Raw genomic sequence first — 20,313 nt, 5'->3', positions numbered from 1 at the left:
TTACGTGAATCGAATTAACAGGCAGCAGCAAAACCCAACTCAAGCCGTAGGAAAATTCTTATATAATCTCAAACCAAGAAAGAACCAATCGGCACATCTTTCATTAATGATCACCGCAAAAAAACTACTGTTACCCGTGCAGTGGCATTTACATTCATGCGCGTTACACCGAATCACAGGCGAAAAAAAAGCCACTATCGAAGATAGTGGCTTTCGCCCCAACGGGGCTTGCGGATTAACGCGGGCCCTGGCCACCGCCAAGAAGGCCGCCAGTGTAGCCCTGACCAGTCTGCGAACCCGGCATCCCCATGATGTCGTTCCACACGTCACCCAGCGCCTGAACTTGCGAACCGGTACCCTGGGCAAGGCCATTGACCAGACCATAGACCGCGCCCCAGATGGTGCCGAAGGAACCGATCATGAAGCCCAGAACAGGGTTGATAAGCGCACCCAGACCGCCCTGGCCCACGATCATCGATTGAGTCGAGCCACGCCAGGCCACGCCCATCGCGCCGGCGAAAATGCCCAGCAGCGCACCGCCGATGCTGTCGAAGAAACCAGTGGTGGCGCCACCGGCGACCATTTCAACTTCTTGCATATTGAGCTCTTGCATGATTGCCTCTTTACAGTTTTAGTTTCTATTAATAACGAAGTTGCTTTCATCACTCCGAGAAAACAACTTTAATAAGTTTCATACTCTTGTTCAAATTGGGCAACCCTAACCAGCAGACAACAACCAGCATTCAGACAAACAATAAGAACTCCGCACCGTCCTTCAGACACATCTCAAATTCAATCCTTATCTGAACTGCCACATAGTTTCCGCTTTTTCCTGCTTTACCAGACCCATGGTCGGGCAAAAGCCCGCGGCGCCCCATCGAAAACCAAAGGTCTTCACCACAGCCACGAACGCGGGAAGACAAGTACCTACTCATTGCAACGCCCAGAACCCCAGGCGCCCCAGCCCCGCCGCCAGTTGCAGGCGGGCGCTCTGCCAGTCGGCCAGGGCGCGGATGTGCTGCTCCTGGGCATCGGCGTAGGCGCTCAGGGCGTTGAGCAGTTCGATCATGCTGCCGACCCCGGAACGGTAGCGCCCGCGGGTCACCTCCAGGGCCTGGCGCGATTGTTCGACCAGGGCGTCGGTGCTCTTCAGGCTGCGGGTATCGACCATCAGCCGCTGGTAGCTGCCCCACACCAGCAGCGACACCTGCTGCTCGGCGCCGGCCAGGGCCGCGCGGCTGGCCTCGACCTGGGCCCGCGCGCCACGCACCCGGTAGTTGCGTTCGAAGCCCTCGAACAGCGGGATGTTCAGTTGCAGGCCCAGGCTCGAATCGCGCTGCCGGGTGTCGCCGTTCAGCGCCAGCGGCAGGTCGTTGCGCGAATGGCTGAGGCTGCCGGTCAGGGCCAGGGTCGGCCGGCCTTCGGCGCGCGCCTCGCGGACCTTTTCCTGGGCCGCGTCCAGCCGCGCCTGGGCGGCGATCAGCTCGGGATGGTGGCTGCGCGCCTGAGCCAGCAGCCGGTCGATGGCGCCGACGAAGCCGGTATCGGGCATCGGCGTCAGTTCGCTGGACAGCTTCAGCTCGCTGTCCGGCGCCAGCCCCATGCGCAACGCCAGCGTGCCCAGGGCGTTGTCCAGGTTGCCGCGGGCGCGCACCAGGCGCAGCTCGGACTGGGACGCGGCGGTCTGCGCCTGCAGGCGGTCGGAAAGCGCCGCCGCGCCGGCCCGGTACTTGGCGTCGGCGGCCTGGAAGTTCTCCTCGGCCATGTCCTTGACCTGCTGCGCCGCGGCCAGGGCATCCTGGGCGGCCAGGGCGTCGTAGTAGACCTGGGCGGCGTTGACGAAGGCGTTCTGCAGTATCGCGTCGTGGCTGGCGTTGGCCGCCACCAGCAGGTGCCGGGCGCTGCGCAGCGCGGCGCGGCGCTTGCCGAAGTCGAACAGCACCCAGCTCAGGTCGAGACGGGCATCGAGGCTCTTCTGGCGGGTCGAGGTCTCGACGCCGTCGAAGTCCAGGTAGTCGGTGCGGCTGCGACCGTCGCTGGCGCCGACGCTGGCGCCCAGGCGCGGCAGGTAGGCCGACCAGGCGACGCCCATCTGCGCTGCCTGGGCCTTGGCCTCGGCCCAGGCCTGGCGGGTCTGCGGGTCCTGGCAGAGCATGCGCTCGATGGCCTCGTCCAGCGCCAGTTCCGCCTGGACGCCGTTGAACAGGCAGGGCACGCCGCCGTGCCGCGCCTCGCTGACCGGCGCCTGGGGCAGCGTGCGCTCGGTTCGGAAGACGTCCGGCCCGGCCAGGGCCTCGGGGCCCGCGGCCAGCGCCAGGGCGAACGGGAGGATGCGCTTCATGCCGGCTCGCCCTCCAGCAGCCCGGGGTCGACGGCCCGCTCGCCCACCACCTTGCCGCCGGCGATGACCACCACGCGGTCGGCCGAGGCGATGGTCTCGGGACGGTGGGCGACCATCACCCGGGTGATGTTCAGCGAGCGGATGGCCTCGTTGACGCGGCGTTCGCAGTCCACGTCGAGGTGGCTGGTGGCCTCGTCGAGGAACAGGATCTGCGGCCGCTTGTACAGCGCCCGGGCCAGCAGGATGCGCTGCTTCTGGCCGCCGGAGAGCACCGTGCCCATGTCGCCGACCAGGGTGTTGTAGCCCATGGGCGCAATCATGATCTCGTCGTGGATGGCCGCCAGGCGCGCGCACTCCATCACCCACTCCATGTCCATCGCAGGGTCGAAGAAGGCGATGTTCTCCGCCAGCGAGCCGGCGAACAGGCTGTCGTCCTGCAGCACCGTGCCGACCACGCTGCGCAGGCCGTCGAGGCCGATCTGCGACAGTTCCATGCCGGCCACGCGAATCGCCCCGTCGGATGGCGGCAGGATGCCGAGCATGATGTTGACCAGGGTGCTCTTGCCGCAGCCGGAGGGCCCGACGATGGCCACCGACTCGCCGGCGCGGATGTCCAGGTCGATGCCGTCGAGCACGTAGGGCTCGTGTTCCGAGTAGCGGTAGCGCAGGCCGCGCAGCTCGATGCCGAACTCGCGCTGGCGCAGCAGGTCGGGGTCGATGCCGCTGCCGCCCTGCTCCGGCGCTTCGAGGACGATGTCGGCCAGGCGCTCGCCCTGCAGCTGCAGCATGCGCAGCTCGAAGAACTTGTCGATCAGGCTGCCCACGCGGCTGTCGAACTGGCCCTTGTAGGACTGGAAGGCCATGAGCGCGCCCACGGTGAAGTGGCCGTCCATCACCATGTTCGCCCCCAGGTAGATCACCAGCAGGTTCTCGATGCCGAACAGCAGGCCGTTGACCTGGCCGTAGAGCAGCCCCAGCTTCTGCGTGCGCAGGCCGGCGTTGACCTGCTCCACCAGCAGGCTCAGCCAGGTGGCGCGGCGCTCGGTCTGGCGCTGGAACAGCTTCAGCGGGCGCACGCCGCGCATGGTTTCGAGGAAGTGCGTCTGCTGCCGCGCGCCATGGATGATCTCTTCCTCGGTGGCGTTGCGCAGCGGCTGGTACGAGACCCAGCGCACCAGGGCGTAGAGCACCATGCAGACGATGGCGATGCTGGCCAGCAGCGGGCTGTAGACCAGCATCATGCCCAGGGTGGCGATGGTCATCAGGCCGTCGAGCACCGCCACCAGGAAGGCCGAGGTCAGGGTGGACTGGATGCTGTCGACGGCGCCGAAGCGCGAGACGATGTCGCCCAGGTGGCGCTTCTCGAAATACTGCGTGGGCAGGTTGAGCAGGTGGGTGAAGACATTGGCCCGCCACTGCACGTTGAGCAGCGTACCCATGTGCATGCCCACCCATTGGCGCACGGCGCCGATGATCTGCTGCATCAGCATCATCAGGCCGAAGCCGATCAGCAGCGTGGTCAGCAGGTCGCGGTCGTTGCTGGGGATGACGTTGTCGATGGTCCACTGCATGAAGAACGGGCTGACCAGGGCGAACACCTCCAGGGCCAGCGACAGCAGCAGCACCTGGCCCAGGGAGCGGTACAGGCCGCTGACCTTGCCGAGCATGCCGAGCAGGCGCAGGTTCGGCTTGGCCTCCTTCTTCTCGAAGGCGGCGTCGGGCCACAGCTCCAGGGCCACGCCGGTGAAGGAACGCGACAGCGTCTCCACGCCCACCTTGCGAATGCCGTGGGCCGGGTCGTGGATCACCGCGCCGCGGCGGCTCACCGACTTGAGCACGACGAAGTGCTTGAAGTCCCAGTGCAGGATGCACGGGGTGCGCAGCTTGGGCAGGTCGGCCAGGCCCAGCTTCAGCGGGCGCGTGGCCATGCCCATCTGCTGCGCCGCCTCGATCAGTTGCTTGAGGGTGATGCCCTTGAGCGAGACGTTGAAGCGCTGGCGCATTTCGCGCAGGTCGTGGTGGCTGCCGTGGTAGCCGGCGACCATGGCCAGGCAGGCGATGCCGCACTCGGCGGCCTCGGTCTGCTGGATGCTGGGCAGGCGCCGGCCGAAGCGCAGCGCGAGGGAGTCGAAGATAGCCATACGGCGCGATACCTCAGAGTTTGCCGGACAGGCTGTAGAGGGGTTCGAGGACCCATTCGTAGAGTTTGCGGGTTTCCTGCAGCAGGTCGGCCTCCAGCAGCATGCCGCTCTGCAGCGGGCGCGGCTGGCCGTAGGCGCGCACCTGCTGTTCGTCCAGTCGCACGCGGATGCGGTAGTACTGCTCGCCGCTCTGGCCGACGCCCGGCACGCTGCCGGCCATGGCCGCCAGCTCGTTGTACGGCAGCGAGGTGCGCGAGATGGACAGCACCTTGCCGTTGTACTGGCCGAATTTCTGGTAGGGGTAGGCCTGGTAGCGGATCCGCGCTGTATCGCCAACCTTGATGAAGCCCACCGCGCGGCTCGGCGCATAGAGTTCGGCGACCAGTTCGGCATTCTCGGGGACGATGCTCAGCAGCGGCCGCGAGGGGTCGACCAGTTGGCCGACCTCGGCCAGCACGGCGGTGGCGATGCCCGCTTCCGGCGCGACGATGCGCAGGGTGCGCTTGGCCTCGCTCTCGCCCAGTTGCTGGCGCACGCCGTTGAGCTGGCGTTGCAGCTCGGCGCGCTGGTTGGCGTGGCGCGCATCGAGCCCGTCGAGGGTGGCCTGTTGTTCGCGCAGTTGCTGTTGCAGCGCCGTGCGCTCGCGCTCCAGGCGCTGCAGGGTCTGGCGCTGGCCGAGCAGCTCGGCCTGGCGCTGCTGGAACTGGTCCATGGAGATGTAGCCCTTCTCCATCAGCCCGCGGTAACGGCCCTCGGCGTCGCTGGCGATGGCCAGCAGCTTGCGCTGGCTCTGCAGCTGGGCGGCCTGGGTGGCCAGCTCCTCGCGCAGGCTGACGACCTTGGCCTGCAGGCTGCGGCGTTCGTCGGCCTGCAGCCGCTGCAGCTTCTCCAGCTGCTGTTCCAGGGACTCGCGGCTGGCCTCCAGCTGATGGCTGATGCCGGCCTGCACCGCCTGGTCCTGGCCACTGTAGCGTTCGCTGGAAAGGCGCAGGAGGGTCTGGCCGCGCTCGACCTTCTGCCCTTCGCGGACGGATTTCTCGATGATCACGCCCATCTGCGGCGCGTGCACCTTGGCCTGGCCGTTGACCGGCAGCAGTTGCCCGACCACGGTGCTGCGCTTGGTGTAGCTGCCCCAGATGAAGAGACCCGCCACCAGCAGGGCGAACAGGGTGGCCAGGGCGGTGAGCACGCTGAAGGATAGCGGGCGTATGAGGATGATCGGGCCCAGCCAGTGGGCGCCCTGCCCTTGCAGGGCCTCGGTGCGGAACAGGGGTGTTTCGGTACTCAAGATCAGGAGCCTTTGGGTTGTCGTTCGGCGATGGGTCTTTCTACCGATGGAGCCCGGGCGGAAACACCGGGGATGTCCGAATCTGGGGAAGCAAAACGACCTACATCAGCCAGATTTTTCTGAACTTCGAAGAAAGGCCGCCAGGCCGATGTGGGGTCACGAGCCTGCTCGCGCCCGGAAAGAAAAAAGCGGCGCCACCAAGGGGGAGAAAATTCGGCGCCGCTGAAAACGAATCGGTGCCCCGGCGCAAGCGCCGGGGCGGTTCAGGGCCTCAGACCATGATCTGGTGGTTCTGGATCAGGTTCAGCAGGTCGGTACGCACACCCATCAGGGTGATCAGGTCGGTGGAACCGACCTGTTGGCCGATGCCGTCGCGGTCGACGCTGATGATGGTGTTGTTGCCCTCGACTCGGGTCGACAGGTAGTCCAGCAGCCCCTGGGAGGAGGCGTCCAGCTGCAGCACGCCGTCGTCCCTGACCAGGCTGACCGGGCCGCCGTAGCCGAGCATGCCGCGCAGGTCGATGATGTCGGCGTTGCTGTTGTTCAGCACGTTGCCCAGGCCGAAGCCGAAGACGATGTCGTGGCCGTTGCCGCCGTCGGCGGAAACGTCCCAGGCATCGACCGGACGATAGACCAGGGTGTCGTTGCCACCGCCGAAGAGGTAGTAGACGTCGTCACCACCACGGCCTTCGAAGCGGTTGCTGGCGGCGTTGTCCATGAAGGCGTCGGCGTACCAGCTGCCCTTCACGGCCTCGATGCCGATCAGGGTGTCGTTGCCCATGCCCAGCGACTGGCCGCTCTGCAGGTTGACCTGCACGCCCTGCTTGGCGAACTGGTAGTCCACCTCGTCCAGGCCCTGGGTGGCGCTCCACACCTTGCTGCCGTCGGTCAGCAGGTTCCAGCCGCCGCCGCCGTTGATGATGTCGTTGCCTTCGGTGGCCATGAAGCTGTCGTTGTAGCCGGTACCCACGGTGCCGGCGCCCTGGCTGTCGAAGCTCACGGTCGGCTTGCCGGCGGTCAGCACGTAGGCGTGCTCGGCGGCGCCGGTGACCAGGTTGCCCCAGGTCGGGTTGATCAGGCCCAGGTCCTCTTCGAAGCGGCCCGGAACCATGTTGCCGTTACCGATGGCGGGCACGGCCAGCAGCTTGGCGCTGTAGACCTGGTTCGGGTCCAGGCCGTAGAAGTACACCAGGCCGGAGCTGTCGTTGGTCACCCCGGACTGCGGGTTGAGGATCTGGCTGGCGACCAGGCGGCCCGCCGCGTCGAACAGTTGCACGGTGTTGCCGAAGTAGCTGTTCACGCCGTTCTTGTCGAGGATGCGCAGGATCAGGCTGGTGCCCTCGACCACGTGGTTCTCGTTGCGGATCAGCACCGAGGGCGAGGAGTTGGTGTACATGCCCAGGTGGTCCTTGCCGGAGGTGCGGTACAGCAGCAGGTCCACGGCGCCGTCGAAGTCGTAGTCCACCGCCACCGCGCCGGTGACGTTGTCGTAGGCCTCGTTGCCCAGCAGCTGGCCGCTGTTCAGCCAGTCGCCATTGCCCTGGTTGATGAACAGCACCGGCGTCATGGCAGCGTTGGTGCCGGACCATTCGGCATGCTGCCGCGGCGCCTCGATGACGTCCATCTTGCCGTCGTGGTTCCAGTCCACGGCGAAGGACGGGCCGCCGTCGAAGTGCACCAGGTTGCCGCGCTGGTCCTCGCCGAGGGCGTCGTTGAAGAACAGCGGATTGTCGTTGTCCATCCCCAGCCACTTGCCGCTGGCGTCGTTGCCCTTGTTCAGGTAGATGCGGCTGTCGTCGGAGTTGCCATTGTGGCCGGTGGAGCTGCGGCTGCCGCGGGCCAGGAACAGGTCCAGGTCACCGTCGCCGTCGAAGTCGGCCCAGGTCATGGAGGTGGCCAGGTTGCTGTATTCCGTGCCGCTGGCGCTATCGCTGCGGAACATCCTGCCGAAGGTCTGCTCCTTGCCAAAGCTGCCGTCGCTCTGGGTCAGCAATACGCCCAGGGCGGTGTTGCCGTACTGGTCGTTGTGACCGGCCAGGTCCACGGCACCGTCGTTGTTGAGGTCGACGCCGCTGATCTCGGAACCCCACCAGGTATTGCCCTTCCGCTCCCCTTTCAGCACGCCGTTGTCGTTGCGGATGAGGTTGAAGCCCCAGCTACCGATGGTGTTGTCGACCACGATGAAGTCGGTGTAGCCGTCGCCATTGCCGTCCCAGGCGATCACGCCGCCGATGTTCAGCCGGTTGGGGTTGTTGACCGAGCCTGCGGTGTAGGTGCCGTCCGCCTTGGCGGTCCATACCGGCAGGTCCGCGGAGTTGCCACTCACATTGGCGATGACGTCCATCAGGCCGTCGCGGTTGTAGTCGGCGAAGGTGGCCTTGGAGATCATGTGCCCGTTGCCGTCCGAGGTGACCTTCAGCGGCTCGCTCAGGTAGCTGGCGCGGTACTCGTCACGGTCCAGGCCGCTGTATACGTGGCCGGCGTTCTTGTAGGCGGTGGAGCTCAGGGCGTAGCCGGTGCTCTGGAAGAACGACCAGGTGCCGTCGGCGCTCATGGCCATGGCGGCGGTGTTGGAACCGCGCACCGAGGCGACCGAACCGCCCCAGCTGGTGTCATGGACGCTGAAGCCGGCCTCGTTGACCGGGCGGTAGGCGTCGGTCAGTACCTGCGGGCCGAAGCCGGAGTTGTTGCCGGCCACGTCCCAGGTGATGAAGCCCAGTTGCTGCTGGCCTTCGGGCAGGATGGCGTCGAAGCTCCAGCGGCCGTCGTTGCCGGCCACGGCGTAGCCGACGATCTTGTCCAGGCCTTCCTGGTAGCGGCCGTCGCGGTTGACGTCCTGCACCAGGGCCACGGTGGCGCCGGCCTCGGCCAGGCCGTACTGGGCGCTGGAGTAGTAGGCGCGCTCGCCGCTCAGGGTCTGCGCACCGATCTGCGGGGCGAAGGCGAAGGGCACCGGCGAGTCGAGGTCGACGACCAGGGTGCGCTCGCCCAGCTCGACGCTGTTGCCGGCGTTGTCGGCCACCCGCAGTTTCACGCCCAGCTGCTGGCTGGCCGACAGCGGTTCGCTGGTGTAGCTCCACAGCTGGCCGCCGTTGGACATCAGCGTCTCCCAGGTCTTGCCGCCGTCCAGGGACAGTTGCAGGTGCTGGCCGATCTGCAGCGCGGCGCTGAGCTTGCCGGACAGGGTGACGCTGTTGTCACGGGTGATGAAGTCGTTGTTCTGCGCGCTCTGCGCGTTGCTGTACTGGCCGACGATCTCCACCGCGGTGTCGGTGCCCAGTTCGATGCTGGAGTACATGTCCGGCAGCGGGTTGCCGGCGTCGAAGATCACGTCCTGGGCCGCGTAGCTGCTGGCCACCGGGTTGCCCTGGGCGTCCAGCACGCGCATTTCGTAGCGCACCTGGGTGCCGAGGTTGTGCACGCTGGGGTCGATGTAGATCCAGTCGGTGCCGAAGGCCTGCACGGTCTTCCAGCTGTTGCCGCCATCGACGCTGACCTGCAGCTTGGCGCCGGCCGGCAGTTCCTCGCTGAGGGTGCCCATGAGGGTGATCTTCGAGGCGCTGGTGATGTAGTCGCCTTCCACGCCGGTATCCGGAGTGATGCCGATGATGCTGACCTTGATGCCTTCCACCGGCTGCGGGGTCACCTCGCGGCTGATGGTGATCTGCTGGGCGGTCATGGCGCCCAGGTTGCCGGCGGCGTCGATGGCGCGCAGCAGGTAGGTGTAGTTGCCGTTCTGCAGCTCGCGCACGTCCTGGTATTGCCAGTAGGCGCCGCTGACGGAGGTGACGTCCTGCCAGGTGGCGCCGGTGTCCAGGCTGATCTGCAGCTTCTCGTTGGCGGCCAGGGCGGTGCTCAGGCTGCCGAACAGCATGGGCGTGGAGTCCGCGGTGACCAGCGGCTGCTCCGGCAGGGCTTCGGAAAGGCTATGGATGCTGGCCTCGGCGCTGGGCGGGGTGCGGTCGAGGATGTAGGTGAAGGGCGAGCTGTAGCCGCTCTCCAGGCCATTCTTGCTATCGGTGGCGGTGGCGCGCAGCACCTGCATGCCTTCGTCCAGCAACGGCTCGTTCGGGGTGAAGCGCCAGGAACCGTTGCCCTGGACGGTGGTGCTGCCGAGCAGACGGTCGCCATGGTAGATCTTGATCAGGTCGCCCGGCGCCGCGCCGTTGCCGATCAGCGTCGGGGTGGTGTCGTCGGTGTAGCCGTTGAGCTGGATCATGCCCTGGTACTCGAGCGTCCCGGTGTCGTCGAGCAGGTACTGGATGTGCGGGGCGGGTGGCGCTACGGGCACTTCGAGCGGGTCGTTCTGGGCGAACACGAAAGCGGCCGTCTCGCGGGACAGGTTCTTGCTGACAGTCATGTGGTACTCCTGAGTCTAGTGTCGAACGGCGGCGGGCCGGGCCCGCCGCCGTTCGTTTGGCAGGCCTGCCGCTTGGCCCCGTCTGTGCGGGCGTCCGGCAGGCGAGGGAGGATGCTAAAAGGCCATCGCTGCCGTGTATCTAAGGCGCTCCCTAAAGTCCGGCGGCATTGGTCGGCGGCTGTCGGTGGGGGGGCGGAAAAGGCTGTTCGCGGAGGGGGCGGGGCGTTCATGGCGGGACGGGGGGAGCCCCGGTGCCCCCATGGGGAGCGGTGTTCTGGCCGGTGGTTCCAGGGGCGCATGGTCGTGGCGTGTCCCGCGTTCGCGGGAGTGACGAGGGGGCTGGGAGTCTCAGGATGACTCCGAATTCACCGCCCGCTCCGAACGGCCCCCTCTCCCGCTTGCGGGAGAGGGCTGGGGAGAGGGTTGCGGACATCAACACACCTCCGGAGTTGAACTTGACGCCGTTGTTCGCAAATGGAGTTCTGTCGGAACGGCTTGGCGTGGCTTCGAAGAACGCCCTCTCCCTAACCCTCTCCCTGAAGGGAGAGGGGACCGTTGGGCAGAGTTGGGTATTCTGGAGTTAGCCGGCAGCTCCGGCGGTTTCCAGCTGAAACCATTCCCTCTCTCGGCACGGACTAGCCCCCTCTCCCTCCGGGAGAGGGTTGGGGTGAGGGCAACGGACTTCGCCGATGCTCCATCGCTGAACCTCCGTCTGCCGGCCAACCATGGCGATGGGTATCGCTTCGCTCAACCCATCCTACGACGGTGTTTTCCCTGCTCCGGTAGGAGCGGGCCCGCTCGGTGATGGGCGCAGCGTTTTTCAGGCGAAAAAAAAACGGCATGGGCTTGCGCCCATGCCGCCTGGAAAATCGACCCGCCCGACGCCGAAGCGCCGGGGCGGGCCGGGTCGGTCAGACCAGCTGCTGCTGTTGCAGCGCCAGCAGATCCTGTTTCACCAGCGGGTTGTCGAAGACCACCGGCTCGGCCGCGGGAGCCGCCGGCGCCGCCGCTGCGCTCAGCAGCTCCGGCGCGGTGGCTTCGGCCGCCGGCTCACGGGCCTGCAGCAGGTCCGCCAGCGACAACGGCTTCGCCTCGGCGCGGGCTTCCTGCCCCACTGCCAGGGCACCGAGCAGCCCCGCCACCGCTGCGTCGCCGGCCTCGTAAGGCTCGGCCAGCAGTTGCGGCTGCAACACACTGTCTTCCAGGAAGATGGTGTAGGGCCCGGACGACGGCAGGTCCTCGGCGCCGACCACCAGGTCCACCGAACCATCGGCGTTGGCCAGGTGGGCCAGTTCCCCGGTGGAGAAGGTCCAGTAGCCATCCTCGTCCACCACATGGGAGCCCACCGCCACGCCATTGGCGTAGAGCGTCACCAGGTTGCCCGGGGCGCAGGAAACCTTGACCGTCAGGTTGGTGTCCTCGGTGAAGTCTTCCTTCTGCAGGTACACGCCCGCCACATCGTCATGCACGTTGATGATCGACGGGTATGGCGACACCGGAATGGCGACCGTGAAGTCCCAGGCATCGCTGAGCGGCCCCATGTTGCCAGCCGCATCCACGGCACAGGCCTGGAAGCTGTGGCTGCCGGTCGCCAACTGCATGTAGGGCTCGAAGGCCCACTCCAGGGTGAGCTGGTTGACCGTGGCCGAGCCGAGGAAGGTGCCGTTGTCGTAGATGTAGATGTACTCGACGCCGAAGGTGTCCACCTGACCATAGAAGTTCGGCCAGGGGTCGTCGGTCTTCCCACCGTTCGGGATATCGCCCCAGTCCGTCTCGGGGTTCGGTCCGATCATGTCGTACAGCCCCAGGTTGGTGACCCGGCCCGGAGCGGTGACATCCACGGTGAAGTTCCAGCCGGCGCTGCGCTCGCCCTCGTTGCCGGCCTCATCCACGGCGGCGGCGATGAACTGGTGCGTACCTTCGGACAGCGGCTCGTCCGGGGTGAAGCTCCAGTTACCCTCGGCGTCCACCGCGGCGCTGCCCAGCAGGGTATCGCCGTCGTAGACGTTCACCCACTTGGCGCCCGGCGCCTGGCCGCTGAAGGTCGGCGTCGCGTCGTTGGTCAGGCCATCCTGCTCGATGCTGCCGGTGATCAGCGGCACGTCGTCGACCAGGTCCAGAGCCGTGACGGCATCCGGTGCCTGGGTGTCGACGGTGAAGCTCCACTCGAGGCTTTCGCTCGGCGTGCCGCTGGCGGTTTCGGCCACCAGGCTCAGGCTGTACTCGCCGTCGGCCAGCTCCGGCAGCTCGAACTGCCAGTTGCCATTGCCATCGACCAGTGCGCTGCCCAGCAGCGTCTGACCATCATGGATGAGCACCCGCACCGCGCCGTTGCCGGCAGTACCGGACAGTGTCGGCTGGGCGTCGTTGGTCAGCCCGCCCTGGGCGATCTCGCCGAGGATGCCTTCGACATCGTCGTACACCGAATCGAGGCTGAGGGTCGGCACCTGGGCCTGCACCGTGAAGTCCAGGGACTCGCTCGGCTCGCTGGCATTGCCGGCCGGATCGGTGACCACCACGCTGATGCTGTGGTCGCCCTCCTCCAGCGGCTGCTCCGGGGTGAACTCCCACTGGCCGTTCTCGTCGATCACGACCGTGCCAATTACCTCGCCGTTGTCGAGGATGCTGACAGTGTCGCCCGGTTCACCCGAACCGCTGAGAGTCGGCTGGGTTTCGTCGGTCACGCTGCCCGGTTCGATCGGCCCGGTGATGGCGCCGGTGTTGTCCTCGGCAGTGACCATGCCCGGTTGTTCCGGTGCGGTGGTGTCGAGGATGACGCTGACCGGTGCGGTTTCGTCGCTGTGGCGACCGGCATCGTCCTGGGCCTTGGCAGTGATGACCTGTTCGCCATCGCCTACCAGCGGCAGTTCAGCAGACCAGTTGCCGTTTTCGTCGGCGACCGCGCTGGCGGCCAGTACCCCACCGACATACAGCAATACGAGGTTGCCGGCATCGGCGCTGCCCTTGAGCGACAGGCTGGTGTCGTCGGTGACGTCGCCGTCGTTCAGCAGGCCGGTGACCGAGCCCAGGTCGTCGCGGATTTCGTCGATGACCGGCGGCTGCGGCAGCGGAGTTTCCTCGCCCACCACGGTGAAGCCGATGCTTTCGCTGGCCTCGCCCACCTGGCCGATGGCGTTCACCGGACGGGCGGAGATGCTGTGCTCGCCACTCTCCAGCTCCGGCGCCTGGAAGCTCCAATTGCCGTCGCCGTCCACCAGGGCGGTGCCCAGCAGGGTTTCGCCATCGTAGATTTCCACCCAGGCGGCTTCGCCTTCGACATGGCCCTGTACCAGCGGCGTGGCGTCGTCGGTGGAGTCGCCGTTGACGATGGCGCCGGTGACGGGGCCGACGTCGTCGATCAACTCGATGCGGTCGATGACCATCGGCTCCACGCTGGTGTCGACGCTGAAGTCCAGCGACTCGCTCGGCTCGCTGGCGTTACCGGCCGGGTCGGTGACCACCACGCTGATGCTGTGGTCGCCCTCTTCCAGCGGCTGCTCAGGCGTGAACTCCCACTGGCCGTTCTCGTCGATCACGACCGTACCGATCACCTCGCCATTGTCGAGAATGCTCACGGTGTCGCCCGGCTCGCCCGAACCGCTCAGGGTCGGCTGGGTTTCATCGGTCACGCTGCCCGGCTCGATCGGCCCGGTGATGGCGCCGGTGTTGTCCTCGGCGGTCACCATGCCCGGCTGTTCCGGCGCGGTGGTGTCGAGAGTGATGGAAACCGGAGCGGTTTCATCGCTATGACGGCCAGCCTCATCCTGCGCCTTGGCGGTGATGACGTGCTCGCCATCGCCAGCCAGCGGCAGTTCGGCAGTCCAGTTGCCCTGCTCGTCGGCCACCACGCTGGCGGCCAGTTCGCCGTCGACGTACAACAGTACGGTGTGGCCGGCTTCGGCAGTCCCCTTGAGCGACAGGCTGGTGTCGTCGGTGAGGTCGCCGTCGTTCAGCAGGCCGGTGACCGAACCCAGGTCATCACGGATTTCGTCGATGGCCGGCGGCTGCGGCGGCGCGACTTCAGGCCCGACCACTTCGAAGCGAATGTTCTCGCTGGGCTCGCCTTGCTTGCCGATGGTGTCCACCGGCACGGCGCTGAAGACGTATTCGCCAGTGGCCAGCTCCGCCGACTGGAACGCCCAGTTGCCTTCGGCATCCACCAGGGCGGTGCCCAGCAGGGTTTCGCCATCATAGATTTCCACCCAGGCGGCATTGGCCCCTTCGACATGGCCCTGCAGCAGCGGCGTGGTGTCGTCGGTCTTGCCGCCGTCGGCGATAAGGCCCTGGACCTCGCCGAAGTCGTCGACCAGCTCGATGCGATCGATGCGCAGATCGCTGACCGAGGTGTCGACGCTGAAGTCCAGCGACTCGCTGGGCTCGCTGGCGTTACCGGCCGGATCGGTGACCACCACGCTGATGCTGTGGTCGCCCTCTTCCAGCGGCTGCTCGGGGGTGAATTCCCACTGGCCGTTCTCGTCGATCACGACCGTGCCGATCACCTCGCCATTGTCGAGGATGCTGACAGTGTCGCCCGGCTCACCCGAACCGCTGAGGGTCGGCTGGGTTTCGTCGGTCACGCTGCCCGGTTCGATCGGCCCGGTGATGGCGCCGGTGTTGTCCTCGGCGGTGACCATGCCCGGCTGCTCGGGAGCAGTGGTGTCGAGGATGACGGAGACCGGAGCGGTTTCATCGCTATGACGGCCAGCCTCATCCTGCGCCTTGGCGGTGATGACGTGCTCACCATCGCTGGCCAGCGGCAGTTCGGCAGTCCAGTTGCCCTGCTCGTCGGCCACCACACTGGCGGCCAGTTCGCCGTTCACGTACAGCATCACGAGGTTGCCGGCATCGGCGGTGCCCTTGAGCGACAGGCTGGTGTCGTCGGTGACGTCGCCATCGTTCAGCAGGCCGCTGACCGAACCCATGTCATCGAGGATTTCGCTGATGACCGGTGCGTTCGGCTGTGCGACCTCCGGGCCCACCACTTCGAAGCGGATGCTTTCGCTGGCTTCGCCGGTCTTGCCGAGGGCGTCCACCGGTACGGCGCTGAAGGCGTGCTCGCCGCTCTCCAGCTCCGGCGCCTGGAAGCTCCAGTTGCCCTGGGCGTCTACCGCGGCGGTGCCCAGCAGGGTTTCGCCGTCGTAGACCTCCACGTACTTCGCCTCGCCTTCGACGTGGCCCTGCAGCAGCGGCGTGGTGTCGTCGGTCTTGTCGCCATCGGCGATCAGACCGATGACCGGACCGAAGTCATCCACCAGCTCGATGCTGTCGATGACCAGGTTGGCCGCCGCGGTGTCCACGGTCAGCTCGAACGGACGGCTCGGATTGCTCTGGTTGCCAGCCCCGTCTTCCGCCTTGACGCTCAGGACGTGCTTGCCATCGGCCAGCTCCGCCAGTTCGATGCTCCATTCGCCGAATTCGTCGGCGGTGGTGCTGCCGATCTCGACCTTGCCGTCGTAGATCCGGACCACACCGTTGGGCTCGGCGTCGCCGCCCTTCAGGGTCGGAGTGGCATCGTCGGTGACCGCGCCGGAGGTCAGCGGCCCCTGGATCAGGCCCACGTTATCCAGCACCGCATCGATGACCGGGCGATCCGGCACGCGGGTATCGACCAGCAGGGTGAACTCGGCTTGCGCGCTACCACCGGTGGCATTCTGCACTTCGGCGGTGTACAGGTGCTCACCGTCGGCCTGTACCAAAGGCAGGCGCATGCTCCAGTTGCCCTCGGCGTCGGCTACCACGCTGCCGTAGGCCACCGGGCCTTCCTTGATGATCACCACGGCGCCCGGGTTGGCAGTGCCCTTGAGGGTCGGACGCGCATCGTCGGTAACGCCGCCGGAAACCACGTCGCCAGTGATGCTACCGACCTGGTCGATGGCCGCGTCTATGGTCACGAAGGCCGGCAGCGAGTCGACCACGAAGTCCAGTGATTCGCTCGGCTCGCTGACATTGCCGGCCGGGTCGGTGATAACCACGCTGATGCTGTGGTCGCCATCCTCCAGCGGCTGTTCCGGAGTGAACTCCCACTGGCCGTTCTCGTCGACGGTAGCGGTACCAACCTCCTCGCCGTTGTCGAGGATGCTCACAGTGTCGCCCGGCTCGCCCGAACCGCTGAGGGTCGGCTGGGTTTCGTCGGTCACGCTGCCCGGTTCGATCGGCCCGGTGATGGCGCCGGTGTTGTCCTCGGCGGTCACCATGCCCGGCTGTTCCGGCGCGGTGGTGTCGAGGGTCACGGTGACCGGAGCGGTCTCGTCGCTGTGGCGACCGGCATCGTCCTGCACCTTGGCGGTGATGACCTGTTCGCCATCGCCGGCCAGCGGCAGTTCGGCAGACCAGTTGCCTTGCTCGTCGGCGACTACGCTGGCGGCCAGTTCGTCGTTCACGTACAGCAGCACGAGATTGCCAGCTTCGGCGCTGCCGTTGACGCTCAGGCTGGTGTCGTCGGTGACGTCGCCGTCGTTCAGCAGACCGGTGACCGACCCCTGGTCATCACGGATTTCGTCGATGACCGGCGGCTGCGGCAGATCGGTTTCCTCACCCACCAGGGTGAAGGCGATGCTGTCGCTGGCTTCGCCGACCTGGCCGATGGCGCTCACCGGGCGGGCGGAGATGCTGTGCTCGCCGCTCTCCAGTTCCGGCGCCTGGAAGCTCCAGTTGCCTTCGTCATCCACCAGGGCGGTGCCCAGCAGGGTCTCGCCGTCGTAGACCTCCACGTACGTCGCCTCGCCTTCGACATGGCCCACCACGGTCGGGGTGGCGTCGTCGGTGGAGCTGCCGTTGGCGATGGCTCCGACTACCGGACCGAAGTCGTCCTGCAGCTCGATGCTATCGATGACCATCGGCGCCACGCTGGTGTCGACGCTGAAGTCCAGGGACTCGCTCGGCTCGCTGGCGTTGCCGGCCGGGTCGGTGATGACCACGCCGATGCTGTGGTCGCCCTCTTCCAGCGGCTGCTCGGGCGTGAACTCCCACTGGCCGTTTTCATCGATCACAACAGTGCCGATTACCTCGCCGTTGTCGAGGATGCTGACAGTGTCGCCCGGTTCACCCGAACCGCTGAGAGTCGGCTGGGTTTCGTCGGTCACGCTGCCCGGCTCGATGGGGCCGGTGATGGCGCCGGTGTTGTCCTCGGCGGTCACCATGCCCGGCTGTTCCGGCGCGGTGGTGTCGAGGATGACGCTGACCGGAGCGGTCTCGTCGCTGTGGCGACCGGCATCGTCCTGGGCCTTGGCGGTGATGACCTGTTCGCCATCGCCGGCCAGCGGCAGTTCCGCGGCCCAGTTGCCTTGCTCGTCGGCGACTACGCTGGCGGCCAGTTCGTCGTTCACGTACAGCAGCACGAGATTACCGGCATCGGCGGTGCCGCTGACGGTCAGGCTGGTGTCGTCGGTGACGTCGCCGTCGTTCAGCAGGCCGGTGACCGAGCCCAGGTCGTCGAGAATTTCACTGATGACCGGCAACGTCGGCAGCGGGGTTTCCTCGCCCACCAGGGTGAAGGCGATGCTGTCGCTGGCCTCGCCGACCTGGCCGATGGCATTCACCGGACGAACCGAGATCGCGTGTTCACCGGAAGCCAGTTCCGGCGCCTGGAAGCTCCAGTTGCCTTCGGCGTCCACCGCGGCGGTGCCCAGCAGGGTTTCGCCGTCGTACACCTCCACGTACGCCGCCTCGCCTTCGACATGGCCCTGCACGAGCGGGGTGGCGTCGTCGGTGGTGCCGCCGTTGGCGATCATGCCCGTGACCGGACCGAAATCGTCGACCAGCTCGATGCGGTCGATGCGCAGGTCGGCCGGCACAACGGTGTCCACGGTCAACTCGAACGGATTGCTATGGTTGCTTTCGTTACCCGCGGCGTCGGAAGTGGTGACGGTCAGGCGGTGCTCGCCATCGGCCAGTTCAGGCAGATCCAGGCTCCAGTTGCCGTTTTCATCGGCCGTGGTGCTGGCGATCGGCTCCAGGCCGCCGTTGTCATAGACCATGACCAGCCCGTTGGGCTCGGCATCGCTGCCTTTCAGGGTCGGGGTATTGTCGTCGGTGGTATCGCCGGAGCGCAGGGCACCGGTGACCGCGCCAACATCGTCCAGCACGGTGTCGATGGTCGGCTGGTCCGGAGCCCGGGTGTCGATCAGCAGGGTGATCTCGTCGCGACCGAACTCGCCGGTGGCGCTCTGGACCTCGGCGCGGTAGGTATGCGGGCCGTCGCCCTGGGACAGGGGCAGCTGCAGGCTCCAGTTGCCCTCGGTGTCCGCCTGTACGCTACCGAGGACGATCCCGGCTTCGGAGATGATCACCAGCGCGCCCGCCGTCGCGGTCCCCACCAGGGTCGGACGGTTGTCATTGGTGCTGCCGTTGTCCGCCACCGGCCCGGTGACGGGGTCGGCGGCATCCAGCGCATGCAGGATCTGCACTTGCGGCGCTTCGCTCCAGACGCTGAATTCCAGCGCATCGCTGGGCTCGCTGAGGTTGCCGGCGGCGTCCTGGGCCTGCGCGGTAATGCTGTGCTCGCCATCGGCCAGCGGCGTCTCGGGCGTATAGCTCCAGTTGCCCTCGGCGTCGGCTACCACACTGCCCAGGGGCTCGCCGTTGTCGCTGATGATCACCGTGGAGCCCGGCTCGGCCTGGCCGCTGAGTTCCGGCCTGCTGTCGTTGGTGGCGCCACCGTCGATGATCGCCCCCTGCACCACGCCTTCATCGTCTTCGGCACTCAGCCCTTCCGGCTTGGCCGGCGGGGTGGTGTCGAGGATGACGGAAACCGGGGCGGTCTCGGTGCTCTGACGGCCGGCATCGTCCTGCGCCTTGGCAGTGATGACCTGTTCGCCATCGTCACCGTTCAGCGGCAGCTCCGCGGTCCAGTTGCCCTGCTCGTCGGCGGTGGTGCTGGCGACCAGTTCGCCATTGACGTACAGCAACACGATGTCGCCGGCATTGGCGGTGCCGTTGACGGTCAGGTTGTTGTCGTCGGTGACGTCGCCATCGTTCAGCAGGCCAGTGACCGAGCCATGGTCATCGACGATTTCGCTGATGACCGGCGCGTCCGGCGATACTGCCGGGTCCACCACCTCGAAGGCGATGGATGCCTCATTGCCCTCGTTGCCGGCACCATCCACCGGAACCACTGTGATGACATGCTCGCCGATGGCCAGCTCCGGAGACTCGAAACTCCAGTTACCCTCGCCATCCACCAACGCGGTGCCCAACGCGGTCTCGCTGCCGTCGACGTAGATTGCTACCGACTCGACGTCGGAGCCTTCGGAAAGCTCCACCTTCCCGATCAGGGTCGGAGTGGCATCGTCGGTCTTGCCACCCGCGGCGACGGGGCCGTGAACGGGGCCGAAGTCGTCGTGCAGGATGAAGCTGACGACGTCATCGGGCGCCTCGTAGTCCAGATGCAGCGTAAGCTCCTGGAAGGGCTTGTCGATGAGGTCCGGATTCACGGGCGAGTTACCAGCGGCGTCCATCATGTAGAAGAGGAGCGTGTAGTCGCCGGCCTGGCCGAGCAACTCATCGGGCCACGTGTAACGCCATGAGCCATCTTCCCCAACCGACTCCAAGAAGCTGAAGATCGTTCTGCCTCCCTGCTTGATGACGATCCTCACATGCTGCAGATTCTCAGGGCTGGCCGGCTCGCTGAATTTCCCTTCGAAGACCGGACGCTGGGCATTGACATGGGCCTGGCCCTGGGCGCCATCGATGGTCACCGGCTGGACACCGCCCAGCACCTGCATCGACTCCAGCTCGATCTCCGGCCTGGCGCGATCGACGACCACCCCTTTGATAGGGTCGGAATCGACGGAATCGACGCCATCGACGTCAACGACGGTGATGAAGAAGTCCACCACGCCTTCCATGCCTTCCTGCAGGAAAGAAAGGTTCGGACTGATGGACCAGCTACCGTTCTTGCGTACTGTCGCAGTACCCAGCGCCACCACGTCGCCGGACTCGAGCACGGCCTTGACGATCACCTCCTGATCCTTGGTCAACCCCTGACCCTTGAAGGTCAGGTCGAGGTCGTCGGTGCGCTGCCCCGCCTTCACCTCTCCCTTGAGGTAGCCATAGTCATCCATGATCTGGAATGTGGGTTTGGCCTGGGCGGGCTCCTCGGCACGCGGAGCGGGCGCGGCTTGCCCCGCCGATGTTGCCTGAGCCGCCAACGTGTTGGCCTGCATTCTGTCCTGATCGTCGCTCC

6 protein-coding genes are annotated in these 20,313 nt (G+C 66.4%); all 6 read right to left on the bottom strand.

What is annotated here, in order from left to right:
• Positions 1 to 235: 235 nt before the first annotated feature.
• Positions 236 to 613 carry a hypothetical protein gene (locus IG194_RS26175; protein ID WP_058489182.1) on the bottom strand — a complete coding sequence of 126 codons (378 nt, stop codon included), beginning with the start codon at positions 611 to 613 and terminating at the stop codon, positions 236 to 238.
• A gap of 318 nt (positions 614 to 931) precedes the next feature.
• Entirely contained in the window at positions 932 to 2,341 is a 1,410-nt protein-coding gene (locus IG194_RS26170) for a TolC family protein (protein WP_058489181.1), read from the bottom strand.
• Positions 2,338 to 4,482 carry a peptidase domain-containing ABC transporter gene (locus IG194_RS26165; RefSeq protein WP_043266669.1) on the bottom strand — a complete coding sequence of 715 codons (2,145 nt, stop codon included), beginning with the start codon at positions 4,480 to 4,482 and terminating at the stop codon, positions 2,338 to 2,340. Before IG194_RS26165 ends, IG194_RS26170 begins: the two co-directional genes overlap by 4 nt.
• Positions 4,483 to 4,495: 13 nt before the next feature.
• Positions 4,496 to 5,752: an HlyD family secretion protein gene (locus tag IG194_RS26160; RefSeq protein WP_043314445.1), complete on the bottom strand. Its 1,257-nt coding sequence runs from the start codon at positions 5,750 to 5,752 to the stop codon at positions 4,496 to 4,498.
• A gap of 289 nt (positions 5,753 to 6,041) precedes the next feature.
• Positions 6,042 to 10,130, bottom strand: a complete 4,089-nt coding sequence (locus tag IG194_RS26155; RefSeq protein ID WP_058489180.1) for a VCBS repeat-containing protein — start codon at positions 10,128 to 10,130, stop codon at positions 6,042 to 6,044.
• A 911-nt stretch (positions 10,131 to 11,041) separates the two neighbouring features.
• Positions 11,042 to 20,191, bottom strand: a complete 9,150-nt coding sequence (locus IG194_RS26150) for an Ig-like domain-containing protein (RefSeq protein WP_058489179.1) — start codon at positions 20,189 to 20,191, stop codon at positions 11,042 to 11,044.
• Positions 20,192 to 20,313 lie beyond the last annotated feature (122 nt).

It is taken from the genome of Pseudomonas sp. ADPe (assembly GCF_014843515.1).
Taxonomy (GTDB): Bacteria; Pseudomonadota; Gammaproteobacteria; order Pseudomonadales; family Pseudomonadaceae; genus Pseudomonas; species Pseudomonas citronellolis.
Note: the sequence above shows the minus strand (reverse complement) of the source record. Positions and strands in the feature narration are given on the sequence as shown.